The following is a 20,460-nucleotide window of genomic DNA, read 5'->3' as shown; positions in this document are numbered from 1 at the left end:
CACAGTTATGGTGCCAATGGCGAAGAGAGAAAATTTAGTTGCCGTTCTTCCCGCCTGTCAGGGGCGGGTTTTTTATTTCCCTGAACTACCACGTACCACTAACTGCACCGGCAGCAGCAGATTCTCTTCCTGCTTCTCTTCGAGTAGTAAACGCAGCGCTTCCCGACCCAGTTGTTGCTTATCAACCGCGACAGTGCTCAGCGGCGGATGTGACCAGGCTGCGGCATCAATATCATCAAACCCCACCAGCGCAAGGTCTTCCGGGATACGTATGCCCTGCTGCGCGCACACTCTTTGAACAACCATCGCTGCCGCATCGTTATAGGCAAAAATGGCATCGGGTGGCTCCGGCAGCCTGAGCAGCTCATTAACCGCCTCTACCAAAGATTGCTCGGTATCGAGCAACGGCGGCGCGATGGCTTCGTACTCTGGCGGCATCAGCAACCGGGCTTCATACAATGCCTGACGATAGCCCTTCTCACGCTGGCGAATACTGTAGTGAGAAAGTGTACTGGCAAGAAACGCGATGCGGTTGCGACCTTGTGCAATCAGGTGTTGCGTGGCCAGATAGCCGCCCTGGGTATTGTCCGGATTGACACAAGGCAGGCCAGGCGCCCAGAGATCCACCAGCACCAGCGGCAGTTTCATCTGTTGCAGCAGCCCAAGTAATTCAGGCTCAAAAAATCCGGCGCAGATCAGCGCATCCGGCTGGTGCAGCAGCACCTGCTCACTCACCGTATCACCCGGACCGATAGACAGAAAGCTCAGCGCAATACCATTCTCGCGACAAAGATCTTCTATACCTAACAGCAGTTGGGAGTAAAACGGTAATGCGCGGCTGATATTGTGCTGACGATGCAGCAAAAACAGGACGCGTTTGATCTTGTCGCTGCGCAAGCGGGAAAAATCATAACCCTGCTGCTGCGCCACAGAAATAATGCGCAACCGGGTATCTTCACGCAGCCCCGGCTGCCCTTTTAGGGCGCGGGAAACAGCGCCAACTGAGACCCCACATGCTTCGGCAATGTCTCTGATACGTACAGGTTTCGTCATTTCACTCTCATTGATTCTACGCAGGCTCGTTGCGCCCCCAGCCAGGCGGCACCACGCACGCCGCTGCTGTCGCCGTGTCTGGCCGGAACGATCGGTGTACGGCACTGTTTACCAAATACGTACTGTGCTACTCGCGCCTGCAAGCCAGAATACAGTAAATCGATATTAGATACCCCGCCCCCCAACACTATCACATCGGGATCGAGCGTATTCACCACGCTTGCCAACGCCCGCGCCAGTTGATCGCAATAGCGTTCCCATAACAAACAGGCATCTGCATCACCCGATTCTACCTGGCGCATAATTTGTGGCACACCCGCATGAAGCGCGGTGTGGTTCAAATACTGGCGTTCCAGACCACTGCCGGAAATAAAGCTTTCGATACAGTTCAACTGTCCGCAATAGCATGTCACTGCGGCCCCATCCCGGGATTCATGATAACGCGGCAAGGCATTATGCCCCCACTCGCCTGCACAAGCGTTAGGACCGGAAATCAGGCGGTTATCGATACACACACCGCCGCCGCAACCGGTACCGAGGATGACGCCAAAAACGACGCTGTGTCCATATCCGCTGCCGTCCATCGCCTCTGACAGCGTAAAGCAGTTAGCATCGTTGGTGACGGGCACAGCCATCCCTAACGCTTGCTCAAGATCTTGCGCAAAGCTCTGCTGATTCAGCACCAGAATGTTGGAGTTTTTGATTAACCCTTCGCTATCCACCGCACCGGGCACCCCAACGCCAACCGAGAAAGGCTGATTAACGGCCTGCCTGGCCTTAGCAATCATCTCCGTTACGGCGTGGAAAAAATCGCCATAGCTCTGCTTTGGGGTTGCGCATCGCTCGCGATAAACAATTTCCCCCGTATTATCAATCACTACCGCTTCGATTTTAGTCCCGCCAATATCCAGACCAAGCCTCATGGTTTTCCCTCGTTTGCGCCTTGTAATGTGATGCTGCATAGCTTGCCAACTTTGTTTACTAAACAAAAAGAGTTCCGTCACAAAAGCTTATTCTTATGATTAATAGATAGTCAAAAAATGTTTACTAAAAACTGGTGAGGAAAGAAAGGCAACGGGACCGGGCTTGCACCCTGTAGTAGAAGTAAGGTGAGTGATGAATGCGCCGGAAGGGCTCCGGCGCACAGCGCTTAAATAAACGCGAACGCGTCGCCAAACAGGCGATCTTCACGCGCACTGCGTTCATTGCAGAACAGATCGCGCGCGATTTTAGCCATTTCAAAACGTCCGGCAATGTAGATATCGTGTTCCGCCAGGGTACCGTAATCCTGTAATACTGCCGTTAATACGGTGCCCGTACGGCCACGCCAGCCTTCTTCAGGCTGTTCTACCACTGGCTCAACGCGCAGATTCGGATGATTTACTGACAGCGCTTCCAGCTCAGAGAGATCGTAGAGATGCTTCTCTTCGCGCCCGCCCCAGTAAATAGTGATATCGCGATTTGGATTGCGCGCCAGCGCGGTAAGCAGAATGGAACGCGCGTAAGAGAATCCCGTCCCGCCGGCAATCAGGAGCAACGGTCGTTCGTCCTCATCACGTAGCCAGGCTTCGCCATGCGGAATGTCGACCTTAATTTCCCGGTCTTTCAGAATGCGGTCCATCACGGCCATGGCGTACAGATTTAGCTCAGAAGCGCCAACGTGCAGTTCAATGAACCCCTGCTCGTCCGGCGTAGATGCCATGGAGAACGGGCGCTTATCTCGTTCGTCCATCACGACCATTAAATACTGGCCGGCACGAAAGGAAAACGCCGCGTCTGGCACTAAACGAACGCGATATACGGTGTCAGTGATAGCTTCTACCGAGGTCACTTTACAGCTTAAGGTTGTCATGCGCTCTCTCTGTCGGATCAATAGGCAAAACGATCGCGCCTCAGGCGCTTTTGCCGTCATTAAAGATGGCCAGTTCATCCCAAATTGCGTCAATACGTGCAGTGACTTCAGGATCTTTTTTTATCGGACGTCCCCATTCGCGTTGGGTTTCGCCCGGCCATTTATTGGTGGCATCCAGCCCCATTTTTGAACCAAGACCGGAAACCGGCGAGGCAAAATCCAGGTAATCAATGGGTGTATTCTCTACCAGTACAGTATCCCGGGCCGGGTCCATACGCGTCGTAATCGCCCAAATCACATCATTCCAGTCGCGTGCGTTGACGTCATCATCGCAGACAATAACAAATTTGGTGTACATAAACTGACGCAAAAACGACCAGACACCCATCATGACGCGTTTGGCATGACCTGCGTACTGTTTTTTCATCGTTACCACGGCCAGGCGATATGAACAGCCTTCCGGAGGCAGGTAAAAGTCGACGATTTCCGGAAACTGCTTTTGCAGAATAGGCACGAAGACTTCATTCAGCGCCACGCCAAGCACTGCGGGCTCATCCGGCGGGCGTCCGGTGTAGGTAGAGTGATAAATTGCATCTTCACGCTGAGTAATGTGCGTGACGGTAAAGACCGGGAAGCTATCTACTTCATTGTAGTAACCAGTATGATCGCCATATGGTCCTTCCGGGGCCATTTCACCCGGTTCGATATAGCCTTCCAGCACAATTTCAGCACTGGCAGGCACTTCCAGATCGTTGGAAATACATTTGACCACTTCAGTTTTGGTGCCACGCAACAGCCCGGCAAATGCGTACTCAGATAATGTATCCGGGACAGGGGTAACAGCGCCCAGAATTGTTGCCGGGTCTGCTCCCAAGGCCACAGAAACCGGGAACCGTTCACCAGGATGCGCCGCGCACCACTCCTGATAATCAAGCGCGCCGCCGCGATGGGAAAGCCAGCGCATAATGAGCTTGTTTTTGCCAATCAGCTGCTGACGATAGATACCGAGATTCTGCCGCTCTTTATGCGGGCCGCGCGTAACGGTCAGCCCCCAGGTAATCAGCGGCGCAGCATCCTCTGGCCAGCAGGTCATAATCGGAATACGGTTTAAGTCGACTTCATCGCCTGAATAGATTTTTTGCTGGCAAGGCGCGCCGCGTAACCGCTTAGTCGGCATGTTCAACACCTGCTTAAACTGCGGCAGCTTATCGAACAGATCGCGAAATCCTTTCGGTGGCTCAGGCTCTTTCAAAAACGCCAACAGCTTACCCACTTCCCGTAGCGCCGAGACATCTTCTTGCCCCATCCCCATCGCCACACGCTTCGGTGTGCCAAACAGGTTACACAGCACCGGCATTGTATAGCCTTTAGGATTTTCAAACAGTAACGCAGGCCCACCGGCACGCAAGGTGCGATCGGCAATTTCAGTGATCTCCAGATGGGGATCCACCTCAAGCGAAATGCGTTTGAGCTCGCCCTGCTGTTCAAGCAGCGTCAGGAAGTCGCGTAAATCGTGATATTTCATGGCGTCCATTGTGGCCTCTTCGTAAGCGCTTCATTATACGGCGTTCATCATTGTGATGCTGTATTTTTGTTAAATTAGCGTGAACTCTGGCGATACATATCAGGCCTGGGAGTATATACCCATTGGGTTTCAGCCTGCTTTGCGGCGGGTATAATTAACTTAACTCATGGCTTTTGCTATGCTGGCGCTCAGAACAAGCGGATAAGAGTTATTATGCAATCCTGGTATTTACTGTACTGCAAACGTGGGCAACTTCAGCGAGCCCAGGAACATCTGGAAAGACAGGCGGTGAACTGCCTGACGCCTATGATCACCCTGGAAAAAATGGTGCGCGGTAAACGGACCACAGTCAGTGAACCCCTATTCCCTAATTATATGTTTGTCGAGTTCGACCCGGAAGTGATCCACACCACCACCATCAATGCCACGCGTGGTGTCAGCCATTTCGTCCGTTTCGGTGCGACGCCGGCGACCGTTCCTTCTCCCGTCATTCATCAACTTTCTATCTATAAACCTGAAGGTATTGTTGACCCTGAAACCCCTCATCCGGGGGACAGTGTGATTATTACCGAAGGTGCGTTTGAGGGGTTGAAAGCGATCTTTACCGAACCCGATGGCGAAGCGCGTTCCATGCTGCTGCTTAACCTATTGAATAAAGAGGTTAAGCAGAGCGTGAAAAACACCGGCTTTCGAAAAATTTAAGTCGCCTTAGAAAGTCACTTCAAACAGCGTTCTGACGTTCGCATCAATGGTTGCTGACAACCATTGAGGATCCTCGCCGCGCCAGTGGGCAATACGCTCAAGAATATGGGGTAGGTGCGCAGGTTCATTGCGCCGTGACGCTGGTTTAGGTGTTAAATCCCGGGGAAGTAAGTAGGGCGCATCGGTTTCGATCAGCAATCTCTCAACCGGGATAAAGGGCAGCAGCTCACGCAGTTCCATGCCCCGGCGCTCATCACACACCCACCCGGTGATACCAATGTAAAGACCGCGGTCTACACAGTCCTGCATCTCCTGGCGCGAGCCTGTAAAGCAGTGCAGCACCGCACCGGGCAGGCTGTCCAGCCATGGCTCCAGTAACGTCAGAAAACGCTCATGGGCGTCCCGACAATGCATGAAAACCGGCATCTGCAGTTCAGCAGCAATGCGCAGTTGTGCCACAAAAGCACGCTCCTGCTCCTGCGGCGTGGAGAAATTGCGATTGAAATCCAGGCCGCACTCACCAATAGCGACCACCTGTGAATGGTTTGCCAGCGCAATAATTTCTGCTTCTGTTGAGGACTGCCATTGGCTACTGTCATGCGGGTGCACGCCAGCCGTGGACCAGCAATGCGGATAATGCTGCGCCAACGTTAAAGCCTGCTGGCTTTCGTGCAGGTTTGTTCCGGTCAGAAGCATTCCGTTTACGCCCGCAGCAAAGGCGCGCGCCACGACCTCATCCCGGTCTTTCGCAAATTGTGAACTGGTTAAATTAACGCCAATATCAAACATGCTTCCTCCCATATGACAACCGCCCTGACGGGCGGTTGCGTTTATTCTTCAGTTTTCTCGGTGGCTTCAACTTCTTTTGCTTCTTCAGCCTCGTTATCCTCATCTCGCGTACGTCGCTTACCGACATAGAATCGAGAGAAGAACACACCCACCTCGAACAGGCAGTACATCGGTATCGCCAACAGCGTTTGCGAGAACACATCAGGCGGGGTCAATAGCATCCCGACGACAAATGCCCCCACTACAACGTAAGGGCGTTTCTTGCGTAAGTCTTCAGGCGTCGTAATGCCCATCCAGCATAGCAGCACAATGGCGACAGGGACCTCAAAAGAGACACCGAAAGCCATAAACAGCGCCATTACGAAACTGAGATAGCTGGCAATGTCTGTCGATACCTGTACGCCTTGCGGAGCCGTATTGGCAAGGAAACCAAACGCCAACGGGAAGACGACAAAATAGGCGAATGCCATACCGATGTAGAACAATAACGAACTGGAGACCAACAACGGCACAACCAGGCGACGTTCATGTTTGTACAAAGCAGGCGCAATGAATGCCCAGACCTGATAAAGGATCACTGGCGCTGACAGAATCAGCGACACCATGAAGGTTAACTTTATCGGGGTAAAGAACGGCGAGGCCACATCGGTGGCGATCATTGTTGCGCCCTGCGGCATCTGTTTGATCAACGGCGCCGCAACCATATGGTAAATGTCGTTGGCAAAGTACACCAATGCCAGAAAGATCACGAACACAGCAATAATGCAGTTCAGGAGTCGCTTACGCAGCTCAATAAGATGCGTGATGAGCGGTTGGGTATCTTCTACAGCCATGTTTACGGTTTATCACTCGACGAGGGGGAGGATTCGACAACAGGTGCGGCAGCTTTCTTTTCTGCATCCATCAACGTGGCGGAAGTGTTTTCCGTCGGCTCTGGCGTTTTAGCACCCGTGGATTCCGGTTTTTGCTCCGGCGAACTGGCCTGGTTTTCAGCGGCAGCTGGGGTGGCCCCTTCTCGCTGCGCTTCACCGTCTTTCACCACCGGATTATGGATAGTGTGCGCTTCATCGCTGGCTTTCTCAGGATCGTGCACGCTATAAGAACGCTTCATCGACTCCGCCGCTTCACGCAGCTCATCCATTGATGCTTTCAGCTCCGGGGTCAGATTTGTCAGGCTCGCTTTCTCTACTTTCTTCAGGCTGTCCTGGAATTCCTGAAGCTTAAGCTCCTGGGTCAGTTCGTTCTGAACAGTAGTTGCAAGGGAACGCAAAGCGCGAACCCAGCCAGCAACCGTTTTTACCGCCACGGGTAGTCGTTGCGGCCCCAGGACAATGAGGCCGATCACGAATACCAATAACAGTTCGCTAAAACCGATATCAAACACGGATTATACCTGCTCTTTATCTTGGCTTTTGGCGTCTTCCTTTTTCACTTCGCCCTGCTTATCGGTAATGGATTTAGCAGTAAAATCAGCGTCCTGGCTGGTTTTATCTTGCTTAGGTTCATCATCACCCATCGCTTTTTTGAAGCCTTTAATAGACGCGCCAAGATCGGAACCGATGGAGCCGAGTTTCTTGGTGCCAAATAGCAGTACAACGATGACGGCAATGATCAACAACTGCCAAATACTGATACCACCCATACATGTTCCTCTGTCATAGATGATGAATTAATAAGGCCGTAGTATACGTTACACGGCCTGCCTTGGGCGATGAAAAATTCAGCGCATTTTGCGCCAGCCGATTATCCAGGCTATGACGCCTCCCGCCATTAACCAGCCCGGCATAAGCCCCCACTCAGGGCGGCTTACCAGCAGGAATGTTCCACTTAGCAACAATGTTGCGCCAATGCCCAATAAATAACGGGATTGTCCCTGACGCACATGATTCGCGTGAAGCTCGCGGGCAATCTTATCAACACTGTGCTGTAAATATTTGCCCTGGCGCAAACTGTCATACACCAGTTCAGGTATTTCTGGCATTTTTTCGACCCAGAACGGAGCTTTTTCTTTAAATGCCCTGACGAGCGCAGGAATACCGACCTGATCTTTAATCCAGGATTCGAGAAACGGCTTGGCCGTTTTCCACAAATCTAACTGCGGATAGAGTTGTCGTCCGACACCTTCAACGTACAGCAGCGTCTTCTGGAGCAAAACCAACTGAGGCTGGACTTCCATATTGAATCGACGCGCGGTGTTAAACAGATTCAACAGCACGTGGCCAAAGGAAATCTCCGCCAGCGGTTTTTCGAATATCGGCTCGCACACGGTACGGATTGCAAATTCAAACTCTTCAACGTTGGTATCAGGCGGAACCCAACCTGAATCTACATGCAGTTCGGCAACTTTGCGGTAGTCTCGGTTAAAGAACGCAATAAAGTTTTCAGCAAGGTAACGCTTATCTTCTTTATTTAAAGAACCCACAATCCCGCAATCAATACCAATGTATTTCGGGTTTTCAGGGTGCTCATAACTCACGAAAATATTCCCAGGATGCATGTCCGCATGGAAAAAACTGTCGCGAAATACCTGAGTAAAGAAGACCTGCACGCCGCGTTCAGCCAACAACTTCATGTTGGTGCCATTCTTCTCAAGCGTTGCGACATCCGATACGGGGATACCATATATGCGCTCCATCACCATCATGTTCTGACTGCAATAGTCGGAATACACTTCCGGGATGTACAGCATCGGGCTATCTTCAAAATTACGTCGCAGCTGAATTGCGTTCGCCGATTCGCGCAACAGGTTCAGCTCATCAATCAACGTTTTTTCATACTCGCGGACCACTTCTGTTGGCCGTAGACGACGGCCATCCGGCAGCAGACGAGGAACCCAGCGCGCAAGGCGGTAAATCAGTTTTAAATCCGCTTTAATGACCGGCAGTATGTCCGGGCGGATAACTTTGATCACCACCTCTTTACCATTGGACTTCAGTCGTGCGGTATGGACCTGAGCAATAGACGCGGATGCCAGCGGCGTGATCTCAAAATCATCAAACCACTCCTCGACGGGCAGCCCGCCCATGGCTTCTTCGATTTGTTCTTTCGCTCGCTGCCCATCGAATGGGGCAACGCGATCCTGCAATAGCGCAAGCTGATCGGCGATGTGCGGTGGGAAAAGGTCACGACGGGTAGAGAGCATTTGCCCAAATTTGATCCACACCGGGCCGAGCTCCTGTAAAGCCAGTCTCAGCCTTTCTCCCAGCGGTTTGTCTTTATGTTGGTTGGGCATCCAGAACAGCGAGTAACGCCACAACCGAAGCGGCAGCGTGATACGCATTTTAGGGATGAGTTCATCAAGACCGTAGCTTAAAAAAGTGCGAATGATGAAATAAAGGCGCCGTACTTCACCTGGCGTCATTTGGCCTCCAGTTTTTCCAGCCGTTTGGCCAGAGATTCGACCGCACGTTCAACGGCTGCCGTTTCTTCTGCAAACCATGCAACCTCGAGCGAGCCGGGAGCCATACGCCACTCTTCGGTGATCGCTTCGGCTACATAGCGCTGCTGGCGCTGAATGTTATGGCGCAAGAACTTCGCGCCGCCACGCAAGACTTTGCTGACCCCCTCCGCGACGATATCGCCGGTATAGGGCGCTAACAGTTCTGCGGGATCAAACTCAGCCAGATCGGCCAGCGCCACAAAGTTCTGCACCACCTGGATATCACCCTGAACTTCCAGCTCACCGCTGCGAATAAGCGTGGTAAGTTGCTGGCGGTCGCGTAATTTCGGCAACACGCTGGCATGTGTGATTACTGTGCAATCGGCTTCGCCTTCCCATGCCCCCAGCACATCGACCTGGCGCTCACTAAACACCAGGACTAAGGGTGTTGAAAATCCTTTAAGATCAACACGCAGCACCTTGCTCTGTAAACGTGTTCGGGCTGATTTCAGCGCAGGAGAACGATACAGAAAGGTATTGAGCAGATTTTCAACGCCTGCGGTCACTAAGGGTTTTAAAGGCATCCCCAATCTCCTGTCAGAACTTGTAACCACGATGCAGCGCAACGACACCAGCCGTCAGGTTGTAGTAATCAACGCTTTCGAACCCGGCATCTTGCATCATTGCTTTTAGCGTGTCCTGATCGGGATGCATGCGAATAGACTCCGCCAAATAGCGGTAACTGTCCGCATCGCTTGCGACCATGGAACCGATGCGCGGCAGAACATGGAAAGAATAAGCATCGTAGGCCTTGCTCAGCGGTTCGATAATCGGCTTGGAGAACTCCAGCACCAGTAAACGTCCGCCCGGCTTCAACACGCGATACATGGATCGTAAAGCTTTGTCTTTATCCGTTACGTTGCGCAGACCGAAAGAAATGGTAATGCAGTCAAACGTGTTATCAGGGAAAGGCAGTGCTTCCGCGTTCGCCTGAACGTACTCAACGTTACCTACTACGCCGATATTACGCAGCTTTTCGCGACCCATTTTGAGCATTGAGTCATTGATATCCGCCAGTACGACTTTACCGGTTTCACCCACCATGCGAGAGAATTTCGCCGTCAGGTCGCCCGTACCGCCCGCCAAATCCAGAACGGTTTGACCGCGACGCACGCCACTGCAATCAATGGTGAAGCGCTTCCACAAACGATGAATGCCAAATGACATTAAGTCATTCATAACGTCATATTTCGAGGCCACAGAATGAAAAACGTGGGCCACCATGTCAGCTTTCTGCTCTTTAGCGACGGTCTGAAAGCCAAAGTGCGTCGTTTCTTGTGAATTATCCACCATCTCAGTGCCTGCTCATTCAAAAAATGTTCAAGAAGTGTAACAGATTGGGCCAATTTGCCCTACCCTTCTACCCCGTTCAACTACCCCAAACGGACTAGTTTGATTGCTGATTTACCGCTTCGTCATCAGGGTAAGGCGCATCCTGTTGCGTCTCAGGGACCGAGCGCAAGCGGTACTCTTCATCCTGCGTAGTGGCTTGTTCAGCCAGCTCAGGATTTATCTCGCGCTTAATTTCCACACCTAAACTGCGAAACGCCTCTGCCTGTGACAGGACGTTTCCACGGCCTGAAGAGAGTTTTTTCATCGCTTGTCGGTAGTTGTCCTGGGCTTTATCCAGACTTTGGCCAATCGCCGACATATCATCCACAAACAAGCGCATCTTGTCATAAAGTTTACTGGCCCGATCGGCAATTTGTTGCGCATTACGGCTCTGATGCTCGTAGCGCCACAGGTTGGCGATCGTGCGCAATGCCACTAACAACGTGGTGGGGCTGACCAGCATAATGTTATTTTTAAGCGCCTCGGTTATCAGTTCAGGTTGCCTGTCCAGCGCCAGCAAAAAAGCAGGCTCGACGGGAATAAACATCAGCACGTAGTCAAGCGAACGCAGCCCGGGAAGCTGTTGATAATCTTTTCGGCCCAGCAGACGAATATGGTTTCGCACTGAGGCGATGTGCTCCTGCAACGCGCTCTCGCGGGTATATTCATCCTCCGCGTTAAAATAGCGCTCATAGGCAACCAACGTCATTTTTGCGTCGATCACCACATCTTTCCCCTGGGGTAGCCGGACAATGACATCGGGCTGCATACGCGAACGGGCATCGTTTTCAATGCTAACCTGAGTTTCGTATTCATAACCTTCACGCAGACCAGAGGCTTCAAGCACCCGCGTGAGTACCACCTCCCCCCAGTTGCCCTGCGTTTTGTTATCGCCTTTTAACGCCCGCGTCAGGTTTACCGCTTCCTGCGCCATCTGCACGTTCAGTTGCTGAAGATTACGAATTTCATGCGCCAGAGTATGACGTTCCTGCGCCTCTTTGCCGAAGCTATCCTGAACCTGACGACGAAAACCGTCCAGCTGTTCACGAAGCGGCGCCAGCAGGCTGTTCAGGCTTTGGCGGTTTTGCTCATCGACGCGGCGGTTGCTGTGCTCAAAAATGCGGTTCGCCAGGTTTTCAAACTGTTCACTCAGGCGCTGCTCGCTGTTGATCATCTGGCGGATTTTATCCTCCGCATGCTGCTGCGTCGCTTCCAGCCGGGTAGTGACTTCACGGAGATCGGCTTCCAGAGAGGTGTTGATGCTGTGCAGGCTGCGTAATTCGTTATTGAGTAGCTCGCACTCGTCGCGCCAGTGGGCTTCCTGTGCGAGTTGTTGGCGGGCAGCGCTTAACGCAATATCCAGTTCACGTCGCTCTTCGATGAGGTCGGCACGGATCTGATCGGCCCGCGCTTTTGTCGCCAGCCACCCCACCAGCAGCCCTGCGGCTAACGCCAACACAGCACTCATCATAATTGAAATATCCACAACGCCCCCTTACAGCAACGGCTTACCCGCACAAAATAGGATTGTGCTGTATAAACGTCCAGTTTAAAAGGAATTTCCTGCGAGGCACTACGCAAAATAAAAAGGCCGAACGCGTCGGCCTTTTTGAACAGAAGTGAGAATTACAGTAAACGGCGGGCAGCTTCCACCACGATTTTCACCGCGTGGCTTTCCGTTTGTTTCATCGTTTCTGCATTGGGAATCTCTTGCTGAGTACGGTTCACGATAACACCAGCAACCATACCGGCACGCAGGCCCTGGCTGGCACACATGGTCAGCAACGTTGCGGATTCCATTTCGTAGTTCATGACCCCCATGGACTGCCACTCTTCCATCGAGCCTTTGAAACGGCTCACTACGCGACCAGAGAAGGTGTCATAACGCTCCTGGCCCGGGTAAAAGGTGTCAGATGACGCGGTGACGCCCACGTGGGTAGTCGCACCGATAGATTTCGCCGCTTCCACCAGCGCAGTGGTGCACTCGAAGTCGGCAACGGCCGGGAATTCCATTGGCGCGAAGTGCAGGCTTGCACCATCCAGACGAACAGACGCAGTGGTGACCAGCACGTCGCCAACATTGATGTGCGGCTGAATTGCGCCAGTCGTACCGATACGCAGGAAGGTACGAATGCCCAGTTGCGCCAGTTCTTCTACGGCAATAGAGGTGGACGGGCCGCCGATACCGGTAGAGCAAACGATCACGGCTTTACCATCCAGCTCAGCACGCCAGGTCGTGAACTCGCGATGGGATGCCAGCTTAACCGGCTTATCCATCAGCGCGGCGATCTTTTCCACACGCTCCGGGTCGCCAGGGACGATAGCGAGCTGGGCCCCTTGTAAATCGTTCTTAGTGAGGCCGAGATGAAAAACATCAGACTTAGACATAAAAACTCCTCTGTGAATCGGTTTTGTCAGAAGAAGCAAAAACACACTTTACCGAAGGCATAAACAAATTTTCGTGACAGACATCACCATGATGTAAATCAATTGCATTCGATTACCATGAAATAGTGATATGAATCACATAAATGACGTGATGTAAGGACGCCTTGCACAAAAGATAGACCGTTTAAGGCAATGTGGTTCGTTGCATATGTCTATAGTTAATAATGCGCTTTTTGGCTGAATATTTAAGGGTACGGAGAATACCATGACCACACGACAATCTGGCTTTGCACCTGCTGTATCTCCACCGACGTCTACTACGGTTCACACACCGGATAACGCAATTATCGCCGGTGTAACGTCCATACCTTCACAAGGCGATGATATGCCAGCGTATCACGCACGACCAAAACAGACCGATGGCCCCCTGCCCGTGGTCATTGTCGTGCAGGAGATTTTTGGCATTCATGAACACATTCGTGACGTTTGCCGCCGTCTGGCCCTGGAAGGGTATCTGGCTATCGCGCCAGAGCTCTATTTCCGCGAAGGCGATCCCAATGACTTTGCCGATATCCCCACGCTGCTCAGCGGCCTTGTCGCCAAAGTGCCTGACGCTCAGGTACTGGCCGATCTGGACCACGTCGCCAGTTGGGCCTCCCGCAACGGCGGTGACGCGCATCGATTAATGATCACAGGTTTTTGCTGGGGTGGACGCATCACCTGGCTGTATGCAGCGCACAATCCGCAGTTAAAAGCAGCGGTAGCGTGGTATGGCAAATTGGTAGGCGATAAGACCCTCAACTCGCCGAAACATCCCGTTGATATCGCCACCGATCTTAACGCTCCTGTTCTGGGGCTTTATGGTGGTCAGGACACCAGTATTCCTCAGGTTACCGTCGAAACGATGCGTCAGGCGCTACGCGCCGCTAATGCAAAAGCGGAAATTGTGGTTTATCCCGATGCCGGGCATGCATTTAATGCCGATTACCGCCCGAGCTACCACGAAGAGTCCGCCAAAGATGGCTGGCAGAGAATGCTGGAGTGGTTCGCGCAATACGGCGAGAAGAAATAAGTATCGCCAGGTAAACCGATCATCAAAACGGAGGCGTTAGCCTCCGTTTTGTTTTTAAGCCTGACGCAAGTTCTGCGCGGCCTTCACCATATTCGCCAGTGCGGCACGGGTTTCCGGCCAGCCTCGGGTTTTCAGGCCGCAGTCCGGGTTCACCCACAGCCGCTCCGCTGGAATACGCTGCTCCGCCTTCTTCAGCAGGGCCTCAATCCACTCCACGCTCGGGACGTTCGGCGAGTGAATATCGTAGACACCCGGCCCAATTTCGTTGGGGTAGTCGAACTCTTCAAACGATTCCAGCAACTCCATGTCGGAGCGTGAGGTCTCAATGGTGATCACATCCGCGTCCAGCGCCGCAATGGAATCCATGATGTCGTTGAACTCGCAGTAACACATGTGGGTGTGGATCTGAGTTTCATCCTTCGCCACCGCCGCGTTAATGCGGAAGGCTTCTACCCCCCACGCCAGATACGCGGCCCAGTCGCTGCGCCGCAGCGGTAGACCTTCGCGCAGCGCCGGTTCGTCGATCTGAATAATACCGATACCCGCCGCTTCCAGATCCGCCACTTCATCACGCAGCGCCAGCGCAATCTGCTTGGCGATGGTTTCACGCGTCACGTCTTCACGCGGGAATGACCAGCAAAGAATGGTCACCGGACCGGTCAACATACCTTTTACCGGCTTGTCGGTCAGCGACTGCGCGTACTTCGCCCACTCCACGGTGATCGCTTCCGGGCGGCTGACGTCGCCAATTACCACCGGCGGCTTCACGCAGCGAGAACCATAGCTCTGCACCCAACCGTTCTGGGTAAAGACAAAACCATCCAGATGCTCGCCAAAATATTCCACCATGTCATTACGCTCGGCTTCACCGTGCACCAGCACATCGAGGCCCAGACGTTCCTGTTCAACGATCGCCTGTTTTATATGCTCGGCGATACCGGTGCGGTAGTGACCAGCATCCAGGTTGCCCTTTTTGAAATCCAGCCGCAGGCCGCGAATTTCGGTGGTTTGCGGGAATGAACCGATCGTAGTGGTCGGCCATGCCGGCAGATTAAAGCGGGCACGCTGCGCCTCGGCGCGAACCGGGTAAGCGTTGGCGCGCTGGCTGTCCTGCGCGGTGATCGCCGCCAGACGTTTTTCCACTGCGGCGTTGTGTACGCGGGTAGAGTGACGACGCGCCTGGATCGGTGCGCTCCATTCCACAATTGCCGCCGTATCGCCGCTGTTCAGGGCATCGCGCAGCAGCGCCAGCTCGCCGCACTTTTGCAGCGCGAAGGCAAACCAGCTCTTCACTTCGGCATCAAGGCGGGTTTCCACACTGAGATCGATTGGGCTGTGCAGCAGAGAGCAGGAAGAAGCCACCCACAGAGCACGTTTCCCGACGATGTCTTTAATTTGCGCATATTTTTCGCTGAGATCGGCGCGCCAGACGTTACGACCGTTTACCAAACCGGCTGACAGCAGCCAGTCGGCAGGCAGGCGTTGGTGCAACTCGGCAACGTCATCTTTGCCATGAACGAAATCAACGTGCAGACCCTGCACCGGCAGCGCGGTAATGGTATCCAGGTTCGGCGTTACGCCTTCAAAATAAGTGGTCAGCAGTAATTTTACCTGCCCTGCCAGCGCGTCATACGCGGGTTTGAAGGCGTTCAGCCAAACCTGCGGCAGCTCCAGTACCAGCGCGGGTTCATCAATCTGTACCCACTCAATACCGCGTTTCGCCAGCTCGGCCAGCACCTGCTGGTAAACCGGCAGAATGTCGTTGAGCAGGGTCAGGCGGTCAAACTGTTCGCCCTTCACTTTCCCCAGCCACAGGTAAGTTACCGGCCCAAGCAGTACAGGCTTCACCTTGTGGCCGAGCGCCAGCGCTTCGTCCACTTCATCCAGCAGTTGGGTCCAGGTCAGTTTGAACTGCTGACCTTTGGTGAACTCCGGCACCATGTAGTGATAGTTGGTATTAAACCATTTGGTCATTTCTGCCGCCGCCGCTGGCTCACCCGTCGGGGCGCGACCACGACCAATGCGGAATAAGGTATCGATATCAACCGAGCCGTCTTTATTTTGATGACGCGCCGGAACGTTACCGAGCAGCAGGCTGGTGGTTAGCACGTGATCGTACCAGGCAAAATCGCCCACCGGCAGCAGGTCAATGCCCGCCTGCTTCTGCTGATCCCAGTGGCGGGCGCGCAGCTCGCGGCCAACGGCCAGCAATTCCTCATGGGAAGAATTTCCCGCCCAGTAGCTTTCTTGCGCTTTTTTCAGCTCGCGACGCAGGCCAACGCGAGGGAAACCGAGGGTGTGATTCAATATTGTCATTTTTCTTCCTCTAATTATATGTAAATCCTATGGATTTTGAATTTAGGGAAGGCGGCAAGTTTGCTCATCCCAGGAGCTTACTGAAGTAAGTGACTGGGGTGGGGAAACGAAGCCAACGCACCATAAATTTAAAAGACGAAGGATTTTAGCCATCCAGATGTTTACACATCCATAATTGGCGGTTACTGTATATTCCTCAAGCGCAATTTGTTCATGCCGAAGTGAAGGACTTTCATGATCGAGATTAAACACCTGAAAACGCTCCAGGCGTTGCGGAATAGTGGTTCGCTGGCAGCCGCAGCGGCGACGTTGCATCAGACCCAATCCGCCCTTTCTCACCAGTTCAGCGATCTGGAGCAACGCCTCGGCTTTCGTCTTTTTATCCGTAAAAGTCAGCCTCTGCGCTTTACGCCGCAGGGCGAAATTTTGCTGCAGTTGGCAAACCAGGTGTTGCCGCAAATCGGTCGCGCGTTGCAGGCCTGCAACGAACCGCAGCAAACCCGGCTACGCATCGCGATTGAATGCCACAGCTGTATCCAATGGCTGACGCCCGCGCTGGAGAATTTTCGTGCCAACTGGCCGCAGGTGGAAATGGACTTTAAATCCGGCGTGACGTTCGATCCGCAACCTGCGCTACAGCAGGATGAATTGGATCTGGTGTTGACCTCCGACATTCTGCCGCGCAGCGGATTGCACTACTCGCCGATGTTTGATTTTGAAGTACGCCTGGTCCTGGCGCCGGACCATCCGCTGGCCAGCAAAACGCAAATCACCCCGGAGGATTTAGCCAGCGAGACGCTGCTTATTTATCCGGTACAACGGAGTCGGCTGGATGTCTGGCGGCATTTCCTGCAGCCTGCGGGCGTTAGCCCGTCGCTGAAGAGCGTGGATAACACCCTGCTGCTGATTCAGATGGTTGCAGCCAAAATGGGTATCGCGGCTTTACCACACTGGGTGGTGGAGAGTTTTGAGCGCCAGGGTCTGGTGGTAACCAAAACCCTGGGTGATGGATTGTGGAGCCGACTGTACGCCGCCGTGCGCGATGGCGAACAGCGGCAGCCGGTCACGGAAGCGTTTATTCGCTCAGCGCGGAATCACGCCTGCGATCACCTGCCATTTGTGCGGAGTGCGGAACGACCCACTTTCGATGTACCCACAGTGAGGCCACTATCACAGCCGCACCAATGATGAAGCTCGGCCAGTGAGGCTGTTGATGCCAGATAGCCAGGTTAACCAGCAGCCCGGCCGGCACATGCATATTGTTCATGATGCCCAGCGTACCCGCATCCACCTGCGTCGCGCCATAGTTCCACATAAAGTAACCGATGCCGGACGCCGCCACGCCAAGAAACACCAGGATGCCCCACTGTAGCGTAGTTGCAGGCATTTTCTGCGCGTTACCCAGCATGAACCAGGCCACTATCGCCACCATAAATGCCCCCATGTAAAACCAGGCGAAGGCGTTGTGCTGCGGCATTGGCCGCGTTTCCATCAGACGCTTGTAGCCCACCATGCCAATGGCAAAGCTGATATTGGACAACTGTACCAGCAGCAGGCCGGTCCAGAAGTGGCTGGTCACCTGGTCGTAACGAATGATCCCCGCACCGATCACCGCCAGCAACGCACTGAAGGCGTAGCTCCAGCGCAGACGACGTCCGCTCATGAGATCATAAATCAGCGTAATGTAGAGCGGCGTCAGTACGGTAAAGAGCAGCAGTTCTGAAACCGTCAGGTACAGATAGGCGTGAAAACTCAGCATATACATAATGCCAAGCTGCATGGCCCCTACCAGCATATACAGCGCGATCGTTTTTACGCTGTGCCCACGGGTGCGTAAAAATGGCAGGAACACCAGCGCCGCCAGCCCAACACGCACCAGCACCGCAAAATAGCTATCGACATGACCGGCAAGGTACTCGCCAAACAGGCTAAAGGAAAAGGCCCACAGAATTGTGGTAATGATGAGTAACGCCACAATGGATGTCTCTTAACAAAAGGTACACCCATTGTAGCGAAGTTTTTAGTTGACAACTGGTCAACTAACAAACGATGACGTTACTGCAAAAAGAGCTTACGCAGATAGTGCGGCACGGCATCATCGGCGTTGAGTCCAATCACGTCCAGTTCCGGATGAAGATCTTTCAGGCGTTGGTGCGCGTTGCCCATGATGCAGCCTTTACCAGCCATGGAGAGCATTTCCGCATCGTTCATGCCATCGCCGAAAGCGATGCAGTCCTGCAGGCTGTAGCCCATCGCTTTCGCCACCGCTTCCAGCGCATGACCTTTCGACACGCCGCCAGCCATAACTTCCAGACAGGTAAGCGTAGAGAAGCTGACGTTGACGCGATCGCCCCAGCGGGCGTTAATCGCCTGCTCCAGCGGCAGCAGTCTTTCATGAGAATCGGTGGTAAAAAACACTTTGCTGACGCCTTCAGGCTCCAGTAGCGCAGGTTCAAACAGAGAATAGTTAAATACCGCTTCTTTAAAGAAGCGCATTTCGTCCGGGCGATGTCGATTCATAAACCATTCATCATCACGATAAACGTTGGTTACGATGTCCGGATTTGCATTTACCACGCCGAACAGGTCGCTGGCAATGTCGCGATCCAGGTTATGGGTAAACACCAGATTCCCGGCAGAATCGTGCACGCGCGCGCCGTTGGATGTGATCATGTAGGTTTTAATGCCAAGGTTATCGCGAATTTGCCCCACATCAACATGATGACGGCCAGTCGCAAACACGAAGTTAACGCCACGTGCGGTCAATAATTTCAGTGTCTCTTTGGCATAAGGGGACAACGTATGGTCGGGGGAAAGCAGCGTACCGTCTAAATCAGACGCAACAACCTGATACATAAGAAAATTAAACCTCTAGGCAAAGCGGTTTCCGCTGGATGAGTTATGCTTGTCGAAAAATTCGACAATAGCGTTAAGCGCGACTGAGCGCATTGCGTCCTTTTCAAAAAGGATCTCATGGTACGCGCCTTTGATGACAAGCGGCTGACCTCCCTCTACAGGATGGCCCGCTGCAGCGCGGAGTTCACAAAAGCGATCGTGCATACGGTTATCAACCAAACGCTCTTCTTCGGCCTGGATAAGCAATGTTGGCGTCGCGTCATCTCCCGCCCCGGCCAGGACCTGTTCACCCGCCAGAATGCCTTCACGTACCCAGTGGTAAGTGGGACCGCCCACGCGCAGCCGAGGTTCATCGGCATAGAAACGCAGATTGCGCCGATAGCGCTGTCGACTGTGGGTTACCGCATTCATCCCGAATGGCAGCGCCCGCCAGCGCCCGGTCCCCATGGCATAACCCTCGCGGATCCGTGGATGCCCTTCAGCCCAGTCCAGAATTTGACGCACCATCCAGTCGGGAAAGCGCATCACAATACCAAACATCGGCGCGCAAAGCGCAATGGCATCACACTGATTCGGGTGACGCTGCAGGAACAACGTGGCAATCGCCCCGCCCATAGAATGCGCCAGTATATAGCGTTTTCTCCACGGACCGGGTGACACTTCCTGCTGCCAGAAAGCGGTTAAATCGTCGACATAGTCATTAAAGTTATCCACATGACCGCGATGCGGATCCGAAAGCATACGGCCGGAACGCCCCTGGCCACGGTGATCGATAATGAGAACGTCAAAACCAGAATGAAACAGGTCGTACGCCAGTTCAGCGTATTTTACATAGCTTTCAATGCGTCCAGGACAGACGACGATGACGCGATCGTTTTTCTCTGCATGAAAGCGCACAAAATGTACGGGGACATTATCTACGCCCGTAAACTCCGCTTCTTCCCGCTGACGCCAGAAATCTGTCAGTGGTCCCATGGAAAAAGCAGCAAACGCGTTTTCTCTTGTTTCCCAGTCTTTTTGCTGCTGAAACATCGGGTATCCAGCCTCGTTGACCAAGTAAAATCGTTTTTTTTGCCATGTCTGATACAACGTACCGACAGTAGCGTATTGTGGCATAAAAATAGACAATCCGGGAG

At 53.2% G+C, this 20,460-nt stretch carries 20 protein-coding genes; 3 read left to right on the top strand and 17 right to left on the bottom strand.

Annotated elements, in window-relative coordinates; translation table 11 throughout:
• Positions 1 to 72 precede the first annotated feature (72 nt).
• From OGV69_RS02295 to ubiD, 4 genes are all read right to left on the bottom strand, one after another.
• Positions 73 to 1,053 (bottom strand): LacI family DNA-binding transcriptional regulator, encoded by a 981-nt coding sequence (locus tag OGV69_RS02295; protein ID WP_069325076.1) that lies wholly within the window; start codon positions 1,051 to 1,053, stop codon positions 73 to 75.
• Positions 1,050 to 1,976 carry an ROK family protein gene (locus OGV69_RS02290; RefSeq protein WP_069325077.1) on the bottom strand — a complete coding sequence of 309 codons (927 nt, stop codon included), beginning with the start codon at positions 1,974 to 1,976 and terminating at the stop codon, positions 1,050 to 1,052. The genes OGV69_RS02295 and OGV69_RS02290 overlap by 4 nt, the downstream gene beginning before the upstream one ends.
• Before the next feature lie 227 nt (positions 1,977 to 2,203).
• Complete coding sequence (fre, locus tag OGV69_RS02285; protein ID WP_038634448.1) at positions 2,204 to 2,905, bottom strand: NAD(P)H-flavin reductase; 702 nt, start codon at positions 2,903 to 2,905, stop codon at positions 2,204 to 2,206.
• 40 nt (positions 2,906 to 2,945) lie between these two features.
• Positions 2,946 to 4,439 carry a 4-hydroxy-3-polyprenylbenzoate decarboxylase gene (gene ubiD, locus OGV69_RS02280; RefSeq protein WP_069325078.1) on the bottom strand — a complete coding sequence of 498 codons (1,494 nt, stop codon included), beginning with the start codon at positions 4,437 to 4,439 and terminating at the stop codon, positions 2,946 to 2,948.
• Between the two features lie 204 nt (positions 4,440 to 4,643).
• Between ubiD and rfaH the strand changes: the two genes are divergently transcribed.
• The gene (gene rfaH, locus OGV69_RS02275) at positions 4,644 to 5,132 is read left to right on the top strand and encodes a transcription/translation regulatory transformer protein RfaH (protein WP_038634455.1); all 489 of its coding nucleotides are present in this window, start codon (positions 4,644 to 4,646) and stop codon (positions 5,130 to 5,132) included.
• Positions 5,133 to 5,138: 6 nt separating this feature from the next.
• On the opposite strand, the gene tatD is transcribed toward rfaH, so the two are convergent.
• The 9 genes from tatD to udp form a co-directional block, all read right to left on the bottom strand.
• The gene (gene tatD, locus OGV69_RS02270; protein ID WP_038634456.1) at positions 5,139 to 5,921 is read right to left on the bottom strand and encodes a 3'-5' ssDNA/RNA exonuclease TatD; all 783 of its coding nucleotides are present in this window, start codon (positions 5,919 to 5,921) and stop codon (positions 5,139 to 5,141) included.
• A gap of 41 nt (positions 5,922 to 5,962) precedes the next feature.
• Positions 5,963 to 6,754 carry a Sec-independent protein translocase subunit TatC gene (gene tatC, locus OGV69_RS02265; protein ID WP_069325079.1) on the bottom strand — a complete coding sequence of 264 codons (792 nt, stop codon included), beginning with the start codon at positions 6,752 to 6,754 and terminating at the stop codon, positions 5,963 to 5,965.
• Between the two features lie 2 nt (positions 6,755 to 6,756).
• Complete coding sequence (gene tatB / locus OGV69_RS02260) at positions 6,757 to 7,305, bottom strand: Sec-independent protein translocase protein TatB (RefSeq protein ID WP_038634462.1); 549 nt, start codon at positions 7,303 to 7,305, stop codon at positions 6,757 to 6,759.
• A gap of 3 nt (positions 7,306 to 7,308) precedes the next feature.
• Complete coding sequence (gene tatA, locus OGV69_RS02255) at positions 7,309 to 7,563, bottom strand: Sec-independent protein translocase subunit TatA (RefSeq protein WP_003017888.1); 255 nt, start codon at positions 7,561 to 7,563, stop codon at positions 7,309 to 7,311.
• Between the two features lie 78 nt (positions 7,564 to 7,641).
• Complete coding sequence (gene ubiB / locus OGV69_RS02250) at positions 7,642 to 9,282, bottom strand: ubiquinone biosynthesis regulatory protein kinase UbiB (RefSeq protein WP_069325080.1); 1,641 nt, start codon at positions 9,280 to 9,282, stop codon at positions 7,642 to 7,644.
• Complete coding sequence (gene ubiJ, locus OGV69_RS02245; protein ID WP_038634468.1) at positions 9,279 to 9,884, bottom strand: ubiquinone biosynthesis protein UbiJ; 606 nt, start codon at positions 9,882 to 9,884, stop codon at positions 9,279 to 9,281. The genes ubiB and ubiJ overlap by 4 nt, the downstream gene beginning before the upstream one ends.
• Before the next feature lie 13 nt (positions 9,885 to 9,897).
• Complete coding sequence (gene ubiE / locus OGV69_RS02240) at positions 9,898 to 10,653, bottom strand: bifunctional demethylmenaquinone methyltransferase/2-methoxy-6-polyprenyl-1,4-benzoquinol methylase UbiE (protein WP_003017897.1); 756 nt, start codon at positions 10,651 to 10,653, stop codon at positions 9,898 to 9,900.
• 94 nt (positions 10,654 to 10,747) lie between these two features.
• Complete coding sequence (gene rmuC, locus OGV69_RS02235; RefSeq protein ID WP_114140359.1) at positions 10,748 to 12,178, bottom strand: DNA recombination protein RmuC; 1,431 nt, start codon at positions 12,176 to 12,178, stop codon at positions 10,748 to 10,750.
• A 140-nt stretch (positions 12,179 to 12,318) separates the two neighbouring features.
• On the bottom strand, positions 12,319 to 13,080 hold the full coding sequence (udp, locus tag OGV69_RS02230) for a uridine phosphorylase (RefSeq protein WP_006686084.1): 762 nt from the start codon (positions 13,078 to 13,080) through the stop codon (positions 12,319 to 12,321).
• 265 nt (positions 13,081 to 13,345) lie between these two features.
• Here udp and OGV69_RS02225 point away from each other — a divergent pair, with 265 nt between their 5' ends.
• Positions 13,346 to 14,152 (top strand): dienelactone hydrolase family protein, encoded by an 807-nt coding sequence (locus tag OGV69_RS02225; protein ID WP_038634473.1) that lies wholly within the window; start codon positions 13,346 to 13,348, stop codon positions 14,150 to 14,152.
• A gap of 54 nt (positions 14,153 to 14,206) precedes the next feature.
• Here the strand turns inward: OGV69_RS02225 and metE are convergent, their stop codons facing one another.
• The gene (gene metE / locus OGV69_RS02220) at positions 14,207 to 16,468 is read right to left on the bottom strand and encodes a 5-methyltetrahydropteroyltriglutamate--homocysteine S-methyltransferase (RefSeq protein WP_038634475.1); all 2,262 of its coding nucleotides are present in this window, start codon (positions 16,466 to 16,468) and stop codon (positions 14,207 to 14,209) included.
• Positions 16,469 to 16,702: 234 nt separating this feature from the next.
• Here metE and metR point away from each other — a divergent pair, with 234 nt between their 5' ends.
• Positions 16,703 to 17,656: an HTH-type transcriptional regulator MetR gene (metR, locus tag OGV69_RS02215; protein ID WP_038634477.1), complete on the top strand. Its 954-nt coding sequence runs from the start codon at positions 16,703 to 16,705 to the stop codon at positions 17,654 to 17,656.
• On the opposite strand, the gene OGV69_RS02210 is transcribed toward metR, so the two are convergent.
• The 3 genes from OGV69_RS02210 to pldB all read right to left on the bottom strand — a co-directional run bounded on the left by OGV69_RS02210 (position 17,544) and on the right by pldB (position 20,356).
• Complete coding sequence (locus OGV69_RS02210) at positions 17,544 to 18,443, bottom strand: carboxylate/amino acid/amine transporter (RefSeq protein ID WP_069325082.1); 900 nt, start codon at positions 18,441 to 18,443, stop codon at positions 17,544 to 17,546. The two genes, metR and OGV69_RS02210, sit on opposite strands and share 113 nt — an antisense overlap.
• An 80-nt stretch (positions 18,444 to 18,523) precedes the next feature.
• Entirely contained in the window at positions 18,524 to 19,324 is an 801-nt protein-coding gene (yigL, locus tag OGV69_RS02205; RefSeq protein ID WP_038634479.1) for a sugar/pyridoxal phosphate phosphatase YigL, read from the bottom strand.
• Between the two features lie 15 nt (positions 19,325 to 19,339).
• Complete coding sequence (gene pldB / locus OGV69_RS02200; RefSeq protein ID WP_038634482.1) at positions 19,340 to 20,356, bottom strand: lysophospholipase L2; 1,017 nt, start codon at positions 20,354 to 20,356, stop codon at positions 19,340 to 19,342.
• Between the last annotated feature and the right edge of the window lie 104 nt (positions 20,357 to 20,460).

The sequence above is a fragment of the Citrobacter sp. Cc139 genome, assembly GCF_030334645.1.
Classification (GTDB): domain Bacteria; phylum Pseudomonadota; class Gammaproteobacteria; order Enterobacterales; family Enterobacteriaceae; genus Citrobacter; species Citrobacter werkmanii.
Note: the sequence above shows the minus strand (reverse complement) of the source record. Positions and strands in the feature narration are given on the sequence as shown.

Bases quoted from the DNA above. Each gene is read 5' to 3' on its own strand.
- tatA (WP_003017888.1), bottom strand. From the start codon at position 7,563: ATGGGTGGTATCAGTATTTGGCAGTTGTTGATCATTGCCGTCATCGTT.
- OGV69_RS02225 (WP_038634473.1), top strand. From the start codon at position 13,346: ATGACCACACGACAATCTGGCTTTGCACCTGCTGTATCTCCACCGACG.
- OGV69_RS02290 (WP_069325077.1), bottom strand. From the start codon at position 1,976: ATGAGGCTTGGTCTGGATATTGGCGGGACTAAAATCGAAGCGGTAGTG.
- fre (WP_038634448.1), bottom strand. From the start codon at position 2,905: ATGACAACCTTAAGCTGTAAAGTGACCTCGGTAGAAGCTATCACTGAC.
- tatC (WP_069325079.1), bottom strand. From the start codon at position 6,754: ATGGCTGTAGAAGATACCCAACCGCTCATCACGCATCTTATTGAGCTG.
- yigL (WP_038634479.1), bottom strand. From the start codon at position 19,324: ATGTATCAGGTTGTTGCGTCTGATTTAGACGGTACGCTGCTTTCCCCC.
- ubiD (WP_069325078.1), bottom strand. From the start codon at position 4,439: ATGGACGCCATGAAATATCACGATTTACGCGACTTCCTGACGCTGCTT.
- udp (WP_006686084.1), bottom strand. From the start codon at position 13,080: ATGTCTAAGTCTGATGTTTTTCATCTCGGCCTCACTAAGAACGATTTA.
- rfaH (WP_038634455.1), top strand. From the start codon at position 4,644: ATGCAATCCTGGTATTTACTGTACTGCAAACGTGGGCAACTTCAGCGA.
- ubiE (WP_003017897.1), bottom strand. From the start codon at position 10,653: ATGGTGGATAATTCACAAGAAACGACGCACTTTGGCTTTCAGACCGTC.
- pldB (WP_038634482.1), bottom strand. From the start codon at position 20,356: ATGTTTCAGCAGCAAAAAGACTGGGAAACAAGAGAAAACGCGTTTGCT.
- OGV69_RS02295 (WP_069325076.1), bottom strand. From the start codon at position 1,053: ATGACGAAACCTGTACGTATCAGAGACATTGCCGAAGCATGTGGGGTC.
- ubiJ (WP_038634468.1), bottom strand. From the start codon at position 9,884: ATGCCTTTAAAACCCTTAGTGACCGCAGGCGTTGAAAATCTGCTCAAT.
- metR (WP_038634477.1), top strand. From the start codon at position 16,703: ATGATCGAGATTAAACACCTGAAAACGCTCCAGGCGTTGCGGAATAGT.
- metE (WP_038634475.1), bottom strand. From the start codon at position 16,468: ATGACAATATTGAATCACACCCTCGGTTTCCCTCGCGTTGGCCTGCGT.
- ubiB (WP_069325080.1), bottom strand. From the start codon at position 9,282: ATGACGCCAGGTGAAGTACGGCGCCTTTATTTCATCATTCGCACTTTT.
- tatD (WP_038634456.1), bottom strand. From the start codon at position 5,921: ATGTTTGATATTGGCGTTAATTTAACCAGTTCACAATTTGCGAAAGAC.